Here is a 6,381-nt window from a genome sequence, read left to right as displayed (position 1 = left end):
GCCGCATCGTCGACGAACTGACCCACCCGACCGCCGACGCCGTCCTGGACCGCATGCGCCGCTTCGACGCCAAGGGCCGCACCAGCTGACGCCCCCCGTCCGCCGCCCGACCCGGCCCCGAACCGGCCGCCGTCCCCACGACCCCCAGGACTGACACCACCCCATGTACCGCACCGCACTGCGCAATGTGCTGGCCCACAAGGCCCGACTGCTGATGACGGCGCTCGCCGTCCTGCTCGGCACCGCCTTCGTGGCCGGCACCCTCGTCTTCACCGACACCTTCGGCAACGCCATGCGCTCCCAGAGCGCCAAGAGCTACACCGACATCGCCGTCACCGTCAGCGACGGCGCCGCCGTCGGCAAGGGGTACGACCACGGCAACCGGACCAGCGGCGGCCCCTCCCTCACCGAGGACACCCGCAAGGCGATCGCCGCGCTGCCCGGCGCCGCCGAGGCCCGCGGCGTGGTCAGCGGCTTCGCCGGCATCGCCGACCGCAAGGGTGCGCTGATCGGCAACGGCTTCTCCACCACCGGCACCAACTACGTCCCCGGCGCCGACGGCACCGACCCGCGCTACCCGCTGGTCGACGGCCGCGGCCCGCGCAGCTCCGGCGAGGTGGCGCTGGACGCCAAGACCGCCGAGAAGGGCGACTACAAGGTCGGCGACACCGTGCGGATCGCCGTCAACGGGCCGGTCATGGAGCTGAAGCTCACCGGCACCGTGACCACCAACGACCCGCGGGTGCTCTCCGGCGGCTCGCTCGCCGCCTTCGACACCGCCACCGCCCAGCAGCTCTACCTGGCCCCGGACCGCTTCGCCGAGATCGACGTCAAGGCCGAGCCCGGCACCGACGACAACGCGCTGCTCGCCGCCGTCGAGCGGACCCTGCCCGCCTCCGACGACCTGGAGGCCCGCACCGGCCGCGAACTCGCCGACGAGCAGGACCGGATGATCGAGGCCGGCACCAAGGGCATGTCCACCGCCCTGCTGATGTTCGCCGCCATCGCGCTCTTCGTCGGCATCTTCATCATCGCCAACACCTTCACCATGCTGGTCGCCCAGCGCACCAAGGAGCTGGCCCTGCTGCGCGCCGTCGGCGCCAGCCGCAAGCAGATCACCTTCTCCGTGCTGGCCGAGGCCGTGCTGGTCGGCCTGACCGCCTCGATCGGCGGCCTGGTCGCCGGCATCGGCATCGCCGCCGGGCTGCAGGCCGTGATCGGCTCGCTGGACACCGGCATGCCCACCGGCCCGCTGGTGATCGCCCCGTCCACGGTGATCGCCTCGATCCTCGTCGGCACCGTGGTCACCGTGCTCGCCGCCTGGCTGCCCTCGCTGCGCGCCTCCCGGATCGCCCCGGTCGCCGCGATGAGCTCGGCCGAGCAGCCGGCCACCCAGAAGTCCCTGCTGGTGCGGAACGTCATCGGGCTGCTCTTCGCCGCCGCCGGCGTCGCGGCCCTGTTCGGTGGCGCGGCCGCCAAGGAGGTCAACGTGGTCGCGCTCGGCGCGGGCGCGCTGATGATCGGCGTGTTCGTGCTCACCCCGCTGCTGTCCCGCCCGGTGATCGCGCTGTTCGCCCCGGTGCTGCGCAAGCTGTTCGGCACGCCCGGCAAGCTGGCCCGCGAGAACGCCGTGCGCAACCCGCGCCGCACCGCCGCCACCGCCTCCGCGCTCACCATCGGCGTCACCCTGATCACCGCGCTGACCGTGGTCGGCGCCTCGGTGAACAAGGCCGTCGACGAGGCCACCGAGGTCGACCTGAAGGCCGACTACGCCGTCGCCATGGAGAACTTCTCCATGCTCTCCCCCGAGGTCTCCGGCCAGATCGCGAAGACCGCCGGGGTCACCATGGTCAGCGCGGTGCGCGAGGTGCCGGTCAAGGCCGTCGCCGACGGCGACACCACCTGGCTGACCGCCGTGGACGCCACCACCTTCGACCAGCTGGTCGACCTCAGGGTCACCACCGGCGCCGCCGACTCCCTCCGGCAGGGCAAGCTGCTCGCCACCACCGGCTACGCCGAGCGCAACGACCTGACGGTCGGCTCGACGCTCGACATCACCTACCCCGACGGCAGCCGCGGCACCCTGGCCGTCGGCGGCCTGGTCGAGCAGAACACCGAGGTCGCCGGGGTCATCGCCCCCGAGCAGGTGGTCGGCGCGCACGCCGCCGCCGGCTCCGGCCTGAAGAAGGTCCTGGTCAAGGGCGCCGACGGTGCGACCCCCGAGCTCAAGCAGGCGCTGCGCGACGCCACCGGCGGCAACCCGCTGATCAGCGTCAAGGGCGAGAAGGACATCAAGGCCGAGAACAGCCAGCTGGTGACCGCCCTGCTGAACATCATGTACGGCCTGCTGGGCATGTCCGTGGTGGTCGCGGTGCTGGGCGTCATCAACACCATGGCCATGTCGGTGTTCGAGCGCCGCCGGGAGATCGGCATGCTGCGGGCGATCGGCCTGGACCGCCGCGGCATCAGCCGGATGGTCCGGCTGGAGTCGCTGATGATCGCGCTGTTCGGCGGCGTCGTCGGCATCCTGCTCGGCATCGTCACCGCCTGGGCCGGCACCCGCACCCTCGCGGACTCGTTCAAGAACATGACCCTGGTGGTCCCGCCGGGCAAGATCGCCTTCTTCCTGGCCGCTGCCGCCGTGATCGGCCTGCTGGCCGCCCTCTGGCCGGCCCGCCGCGCCGCCCGGATGGACATCCTGGGCGCGATCAAGAGCGAGTAGCCGCCCCCGCCGCGGAACCCACGGCGCCCGCCGGGATCACTCCCGGCGGGCGCCGCGCTGTCGGGCGCCGTGGTTCAGGAGCCAGTGAGGATGCCGACCGTCTCGGCGAGCTCCAGCGTCTCCTGTCGCATCGAGCGGGGGGCCTTGCGCCAGAGGTCGGCCGCAACCGACCGCGCTTGCGGAGTGAACTTCACCGTCTCCGGGCTGATCTTGAGCGCGACGCCCATGACGTGCAGCGCGGCCGTGCGGTCGCCGCGGTCCAAGTGGGAGCGGGCCGCGTCCACCCATAGTCGGGTACGGCGTTCGGCCGAGGGGATCGAGTCGGGGTCGATCTCGTCCGCGAGCGTCAGGGCCTTGCCCGAGCTGCGAAGTTCGGTGGCGATGCTGACGGCGTGGAGGTCGACGTTCGCCCGGCCGAAGACGGTGGAGAGTTCGGCATATCCGGTCGGAAGGGACTTCGCGACCTGGACGGCGGTGTCCCAGTGGTTCCACGCGGAGCCGTCGCGGCCGTCGCGGGCTTCGGTGATCGAGGCACTCAAGTGCAGTGCTCCGTACACGCCTCGCCAGTGCGGCGGAGCCTCGGCGAGGTGCGCACGGAGGCGATCGGCGGCGGTGGTCACCAACATCATCGCGCCTTCGTGCTCGCCCACGGCACGCATGGTGTTCGCGAGGTTCCACGCGGCGGCTCCCATGGCGGCGGGGTCGTCGGCTTCGGCGGCGGTGGCCATCGCCCGGTCACCGAGCATCCACACGGCCTCGGCCGGCCCGATGTAGGCGATGACCTGCTGGGCCAGCCGGTACGCGGCGGCGAGGGCGACCAGCGCGGTTCGCCGTTCCTCCCCGGTGACCACCCGGGTGAGGGCTTCACCATGACGGATCAGGTCGGGGGCGATGTGGCCGACGTCGGTCCGGTTGTTCGCCGCCTTGTGCCAGAGTCTCCACCCGGCGTCGACGTCGGCGGCGTGGTCGGCGGCCGTTGCCCCCGGCGGCAACGCGACCGGTGGACGGGTACCGCGTTCCAGGAGTGCCGCCCACACGGCGGCCGACGCCGGGTGGAACAGACGACCGGTGTTGACGGGCTGTGCGGTCGCGGACGGTCCCGTGATCGCCGTGAGGTCACTGACGCGCAGGGCAAGGGCGACCTTCAGGAGCATGTTGTGCGAGGAGAGCAGCCTCTCGCCGCTCTCGATCTTCTTCAGCCAGTCCGTGCTCCGGCCGACCAGGCCGGCCAAGACAGGGCGTGTCATCCCACGTCGTTCGCGCAGGACGCGGATGCGCTCACCGATGGACAGTTCCTCGGGCAGTTCGGACATGTGCCTCTCCTCGGCTGAGCCGCCATCAGGCAGTACTCAACTGCCCGGTGGCGGCGACTCTCCCACCGTAGGGCGGCGCACTGTCGGGAGGCAGCCCTTTCCGGCGGGTAGCGAGGGGGGCGCAGTGGGTGAGGGGGACAAGCAGTCCCCCTCACCAACCTGACGTCACACTACGTTCCCGACGTGTGACACAGCGCTGCTCGCGTGTCTCCCCGCCGGAGAGCGCGGCCGGCAGCGACCACGAACTTCCGGCCCGGCCGGCGGCACACCCAACCGGACCGGATGCGGTGCCGACGAGAACGGCCGGCACCGGGCACGCCGCCCGCACCGCCGGTGTCACGGAGCGGCGTGCCGAACCATCGCACCGCCCCGGCACCAGCGAAGGGAGCAGAGCCATGACCACCGCCACCACGTCGGCCCTCGATGAGGTCACCGAGGGCCTGTTCGAGGGCGAGCCCGAGGTCTACGTCACCGAGACCACCGACCGCTACGAGTACAAGAAGAAGGGCGGCAGCAGCGACGCCCCGCAGACCTACGACTCCTTCGAGGTCTGAGTACACCGGCTCCGGCCGCCGCACGGCGGTCGGAGCCGGGCCGTCCTCTCTCACACCTCGTGGACAAGGGGAACGATGCTCAACCTCCGACTGGATCCGTCCGACATCGCCCGCTACCCGTGGCAGTGGTCACGAAGCCGGTGGCGGTGCGGCGCCTCGTGGGCCGAGCCGTACGCGCACCCGATGACCGATGCCCGGGCGATCACCGACGGGACCCGAACCGCACTCATCACGAGCGCTACCGCAGCCGGATCCGGCAGAGCCGATGTCGGCCCCCTCATGGTCGACGCCGGCTCCTACGACTCCGCCCTCGCGACAGCCCGGGCCGAACGCGACGACTGGATCACCGTCGAAACAACCCGGACCGGCACCGCCGAGATCGCCACCGGCACCGCCGGCACCGCGCCGATCCACCTCACCACCAGGGCCGGCACCCTCTACGGATCGTGGGACCTGCTCAGCGTTCACGAGCAGGCCGCCGACACCGGCCTCGACCTGCTGGAGATCACCCGCCGGGTGTCCCTGCGGACCCGGTACACACCCGCGACGTTCTGGCGGGGAATCCACCTCCTGACCGAACGGGCGACCGCGCACCTCGCCCGGGATGGTGCACTCACCCTCCGGCTTCCGGAGCCGGCCGAGCACACCCGTGCCCGGACCCTGCGGGCCGACGCCGACCCCGTCCCCGCGTTCATCCGGCTACTCGGTCACCTCGTCGCCCGGCATCCGTGGGACGGCCCCAGCACCGGCGTTCAGCTCTCCGGAGGCCTTGACTCCACGAACATCGCCCTCGCCCTCGCCGCCGCCCTTCCGGGTCATCACGTCACCGCCGGGGCGGTCGTCCTCGACGGCGAACGAGGCAGGCAACAGACCGAGCGCCGAGCCGTGATCCTCAGGCACATCGGCGCCTCCTGGCGCGATGTCCTGGTCCCCGCCATGGATCACCTCCCCTACGGCCCGACCTCCTGGTACTCGCGCCCCGGCCGCGTCTCCCCGTACGGAGACCTCTACCTCGACGCGATCGACCGGTTGTCCGACCTCCTGTCCAGCCGTGGGGTCAAGACCCTTTTCACCGGCATCGGCGGTGACGAACTCATGTCCTTCACCACCGCCGAGAAGCCCCGAGGCGTCACGGGTCCGGACCTCGGCGTTCCACCATGGCTCGGCCCCACCGCCCGCGGACTGCTCGCGGAGGTGGACCGCGGCATCACCCCGGCAGCCGTGGTCCCCGAGACGGCGCTCATGGCGAAGGCCGGCGTCGCGGCCCCGCTCCTGCGGCGCGGGATCTGGCCCGTACACCCTCTGACGGACCCGGCTCTGATCCGGTTCTCCGAGTGGATGCCCGCCGAGTGGCGCCGTGACAAGCGCCTCCTGCGTGAGACCATCGACCGCGCCGGCCTCCCGCCACACATCGCCCGACCGCCGATCCCGGAGAACTTCGGCCACGTCATGACGCTCGCGATGCGCCGCCACGGCCCGGCCCGTATCCACCGGCTCCTCGATCAGGGGTCACCCCTGATCGAGGCCGGGATCACCGACCCCGTCGAGTTGAAGGCCGTCGCCGACCGCCTTTGCCGCCGGGACGACTCCCGCGCGGACCGGGAGGTCGTGTTCGCTCTCCTCGCGGATTCGGCACTCACCGGCCGCTGAGCCCGTCGGGGGCGCGGGGGGCGCCGACCCCCCGCCCCCCCCGAGACAGCAAGCCGCCCCCCCCCCCCCACGGGGGCGCCCGTCCCTGCGGCCTCGGGCAGCAGCGCGGTCGCCGTCCGCCGCTCGGCCGCCGTGGTGGCCT

The 6,381-nt window shown here is 72.1% G+C and carries 4 protein-coding genes and 1 pseudogene; 4 read left to right on the top strand and 1 reads right to left on the bottom strand.

The annotated features are described in order from the left end of the window. Both ACFXAM_RS23230 and ACFXAM_RS23225 read left to right on the top strand, forming a co-directional pair. Positions 1-89 (top strand): annotated as a pseudogene (locus tag ACFXAM_RS23230) (ABC transporter ATP-binding protein); the annotation flags it as partial. A 74-nt stretch (positions 90-163) separates the two neighbouring features. Beyond that, complete coding sequence (locus tag ACFXAM_RS23225) at positions 164-2,722, top strand: ABC transporter permease (protein ID WP_380294140.1); 2,559 nt, start codon at positions 164-166, stop codon at positions 2,720-2,722. A 74-nt stretch (positions 2,723-2,796) separates the two neighbouring features. Here ACFXAM_RS23225 and ACFXAM_RS23220 read toward each other — a convergent pair whose 3' ends face one another. After that, on the bottom strand, positions 2,797-4,035 hold the full coding sequence (locus tag ACFXAM_RS23220; protein ID WP_380294139.1) for a helix-turn-helix domain-containing protein: 1,239 nt from the start codon (positions 4,033-4,035) through the stop codon (positions 2,797-2,799). Positions 4,036-4,430: 395 nt separating this feature from the next. Here ACFXAM_RS23220 and ACFXAM_RS23215 point away from each other — a divergent pair, with 395 nt between their 5' ends. Further along, positions 4,431-4,589, top strand: a complete 159-nt coding sequence (locus ACFXAM_RS23215; protein WP_380294138.1) for a hypothetical protein — start codon at positions 4,431-4,433, stop codon at positions 4,587-4,589. A gap of 279 nt (positions 4,590-4,868) precedes the next feature. Then, entirely contained in the window at positions 4,869-6,239 is a 1,371-nt protein-coding gene (locus tag ACFXAM_RS23210; RefSeq protein ID WP_380294137.1) for an asparagine synthase-related protein, read from the top strand. Positions 6,240-6,381 lie beyond the last annotated feature (142 nt).

It is taken from the genome of Kitasatospora sp. NPDC059462 (assembly GCF_042749955.1).
In the GTDB taxonomy this organism is placed as follows: domain Bacteria; phylum Actinomycetota; class Actinomycetes; order Streptomycetales; family Streptomycetaceae; genus Kitasatospora.
The sequence above is the reverse complement of the archived record's forward strand: the minus strand, read 5'-3'. Positions and strand labels throughout refer to the sequence as shown.

Excerpts from the sequence above, each read along its gene's own strand:
- ACFXAM_RS23225 (WP_380294140.1), top strand. The coding sequence starts at position 164 with ATGTACCGCACCGCACTGCGCAATGTGCTGGCCCACAAGGCCCGACTG.
- ACFXAM_RS23220 (WP_380294139.1), bottom strand. The coding sequence starts at position 4,035 with ATGTCCGAACTGCCCGAGGAACTGTCCATCGGTGAGCGCATCCGCGTC.
- ACFXAM_RS23215 (WP_380294138.1), top strand. The coding sequence starts at position 4,431 with ATGACCACCGCCACCACGTCGGCCCTCGATGAGGTCACCGAGGGCCTG.
- ACFXAM_RS23210 (WP_380294137.1), top strand. The coding sequence starts at position 4,869 with ATGGTCGACGCCGGCTCCTACGACTCCGCCCTCGCGACAGCCCGGGCC.